This window comes from Streptomyces coryli (assembly GCF_011044975.1).
GTDB classification, from domain to species: domain Bacteria; phylum Actinomycetota; class Actinomycetes; order Streptomycetales; family Streptomycetaceae; genus Streptomyces; species Streptomyces coryli.
Window position 1 is genome coordinate 1 of the sequence record NZ_JAAKZV010000444.1, and the last position, 3,257, is coordinate 3,257.

A 3,257-nucleotide genomic window follows, 5' to 3' on the forward strand; every position below is an offset into this window, starting at 1 on the left:
GAAGACCCCGCCGCCGCCGGCACCGCCGGGGTCTTCCTCACGCTCGCCGCCCTCCTCATCGCCGGCTGGGAGGTGCGTTACGGGCTGCGCGACGGCTGGGACGCGTACTGGCACAAGATCACCGGCGAGCGCACGATGTACGCCGTGCTGCAGCCCCCGGACGCCGCCGGGAAGTGGACCGTGGTGCTGCTCGCCGCGGTCGTCGTCGGCTGTGCGCTGTCGCGGGCGCCGCTGACCCGCACGCTCGGGATGACGACCAGCGCGCTGGTGCTCGTCTGGGGCGCGGCCGAGACCTCGCGCAACCTCAAGGACCGGGTCTTCGAGAACTTCGGCGACCTCACCACCGAGGGCCAACTGCACGTCTGCACCGGGCTGTTCCTGCTCCTGGCCGGCTTCGCCGCGCTGTGGGCGCTGGCCGGGCGCGGGGAGGCCGATCCCACGTCGGAGCCGTTGCGCGGCTGGCAGGAGCCGAGCGCTCCGCCGCCGAGCTGGTGATCGAAATCCAGCCATAAAACTGCCCCACCAGGCACCCCAAACCCCACCGCTGACCTGCGAGTTGGCCGCGCGCCCCCGTAAATGCGCCCATGCGCCGAAAGATGCGCGCTCACGGATAGTTATGATTCGTTGCGCAATGCGGGTATGACGCATCTGGCGCTGTGCACTGGCGCACTGGCCTGTGTGATGAACCCCACCGCACTGACCCGGAGGTGAGCCGCTGTGGCGCTGTCGATCTCCCTTGTAGTGCTGCTGGCGATTATCGTCTTCCTTCTCGTGCAGAAGGCAGGACTCAAGGCGGGGCACGCCATCGTGTGTGTGCTGCTCGGGTTCTACCTCTCCGGGTCCTCCGTCGGCCCCACCATCGACGAGGTGACACGGAATGTGGCGGGGATGATCAGCGACATCAAGTTCTGACCCCTCCTAAGCTGGGGCCCATGACGACGCATGCCCCGGCGCGGCGCTTGCTGCTGGTCCACGCGCACCCCGACGACGAGTCGATCAACAATGGCGCGACGATGGCCAAGTACGCCGCCGAAGGCGCCCACGTGGCCCTCGTGACCTGCACGCTCGGCGAGGAGGGCGAGGTGATTCCGCCCGATCTGGCGCATCTCGCCCCGGACAAGGAGGACATCCTCGGCGAGCACCGGATCGGCGAGCTGGCCGCCGCCATGCGCGAGCTCGGCGTCACCGACCACCGCTTCCTGGGCGGCCCTGGCCACTATCGCGACTCGGGGATGATGGGCCTGGAGACCAACAGCCGGCCCGGCAGCTTCTGGTCCGCCGACGTGGACGAGGCGGCGGCGCACCTGGTCGAGGTGATCCGCGAGGTGCGGCCGCAGGTGCTGATCACGTACGACGAGAACGGCGGCTACGGCCACCCGGACCACATCCAGGCGCACCGCGTCGCGATGCGCGCCGCCGACCTGGCCGGCGAGGGGGCGTACCGGCGGGATCTGGGCACCCCGTGGACGATCCAGAAGATCTACTGGAACTGCGTGCCCCACTCCGTGGTCGAGGCCGGCTTCGCCAAGCTGCGCGAGCTGGGCCTCGACTCCCCCTTCACCGAGATCGCCTCCGCCGACGACGTGCCGGGCGTGGTGCCCGACGACAAGGTCACCGCGGAGATCGACGGCGGCGCGTACACCGAGGCCAAGACGGCGGCGATGCGGGCGCACGCCACCCAGATCGCGGTCGACGGCCCCTTCTTCGCGCTGTCCAACGCGCTCGGGCAGCCGCTCTTCGGCACCGAGTACTACCGGCTCGTACGGGGTGAGCCGGGCGCCCGAACGGGGGCCCGGGAGGGCGACCTCTTCGCCGGCGTGGCAGCCTGAGCATCGTGCAGACCACGTCTTCCGTACCGACGATGACCGTTCCCCGCCTGCTGGCCTTCGCAGGGCTGCTGCTGCTCGGCCTGCTCACCGGCGCCGCGGGGGCGCTGCTGCAGGCCGCGAGCTGGTCGTGGTTCCCCGGCGGGCTGCTGCTGTCGCTGCTCGCCCTCGGGGCGTTGTGCTACGGCGGGGTGAAGGCCCTGGACGCACGCTCCGCCGGCATGGTCGCGGGCGCCGGCTGGCTGCTCGCGGTGATGCTGCTGACGACCACGCGGCCCGAGGGGGATTTCGTCTTCGGTGCGGGTCTGGGCAGTTATGCGTATCTGCTCGGCGGCGTGATCGTGGCCTTTACGACTGTGATCCGCACCACTACCAGCCACCCGCCGGGGGCGGGCCAGGGAGTGCCCCGACTCGCCAAGTGACGTGCGTAGTTGGGCCCTGAGCGTGCCGTTTGGAACATCCTGGCACGGGACCGATCACTCATCCGCGACGTACGCATGGGCGCCGCCCAGTATGGTGGTGCGCGCCGCCGAGGGGGAGGCGGCGGGAGTCAAATCGGGAGATCTGCCTTGAGCCGAGAAAACGACAATCCGTCCTCCGGGCCCCAGGGGCGCGGTGGCGATGCCGCGTACCCGTCCGGGACGCCTCCGTACCCGAGCGCGGGTGCGGGCGCCGAGGGCGATGACACGCCGAAGACGGAGACGACGCTCACCACCAGGATCCGTATCAACATCCCCGGGTCCCGCCCGATCCCGCCGGTCGTGATGCGCACGCCGGTGGACTCCTCCGAGGGTGCGGACGGCCGGGACGGCGCGGAGGCCGGTCGGGCCCCGCTGCCCCAGCGGCCGGCGAGCACCAGCGCCGCCGTCGGCGCTTCGGCGGGTGGTACGGGTGCGGGCGCCGCGGCAGGGGCGCAGACCGCGACCGGCTCCGCCGGTGACGGCGAGGAGGAGAAGACGAGCGACTGGTTCGCGCCCCGTAAGCCCTCCGGGCAGACATCGGGCGGCCAGACTCCGTCACCGGCCCCGTCCTCCGGGGCGCCCGCCGATCAGGGCAACGGCGCCTCGTATCCCGCCGGCACCCCGGGCGCCGGCAGCGGCCGCCCGCCGGGCACCGGGCCGCTCGGCGATCTGCCGCCCGGCTTCCCCGTGCCGCACGCGGCCGAGGAGCCCGAGGACCGGAATCCGTCCGACACCCCGCGGCAGGGCACCCCTTCTTTCCCCGACGCGAACCCGCTCACCGCGAACACGCCGGCCGACGCCCCGCCGCTGCGCCCGGACCAGACGTCGGGGCACGGCTTCGCCACCGGCGACCCGGCGTCCGCCAACCCGGTCCGCCCGGACGGCCTGCCCAGCCTGCCGACGCGCCAGCCCGGCGGCGCGGGCAAGGCCCCCACTCCTCCCGCGGCGCCCTCGGGCCCGACCTCTGGCC

The 3,257-nt window shown here is 72.3% G+C and carries 3 protein-coding genes and 2 pseudogenes; all 5 read left to right on the forward strand.

Going from position 1 to position 3,257, the window contains the following annotated elements; translation table 11 throughout:
• Positions 1 to 495: pseudogene (locus G5C51_RS40910) on the forward strand (hypothetical protein); the annotation flags it as partial.
• Between the two features lie 222 nt (positions 496 to 717).
• Complete coding sequence (locus G5C51_RS40915) at positions 718 to 912, forward strand: hypothetical protein (protein WP_165245847.1); 195 nt, start codon at positions 718 to 720, stop codon at positions 910 to 912.
• A gap of 20 nt (positions 913 to 932) precedes the next feature.
• Positions 933 to 1,829: an N-acetyl-1-D-myo-inositol-2-amino-2-deoxy-alpha-D-glucopyranoside deacetylase gene (gene mshB, locus G5C51_RS40920; protein WP_165245849.1), complete on the forward strand. Its 897-nt coding sequence runs from the start codon at positions 933 to 935 to the stop codon at positions 1,827 to 1,829.
• Between the two features lie 32 nt (positions 1,830 to 1,861).
• The gene (locus G5C51_RS40925) at positions 1,862 to 2,248 is read left to right on the forward strand and encodes a DUF6113 family protein (RefSeq protein WP_165245851.1); all 387 of its coding nucleotides are present in this window, start codon (positions 1,862 to 1,864) and stop codon (positions 2,246 to 2,248) included.
• A gap of 147 nt (positions 2,249 to 2,395) precedes the next feature.
• Positions 2,396 to 3,257, forward strand: a pseudogene (locus tag G5C51_RS40930) (hypothetical protein); the annotation flags it as partial.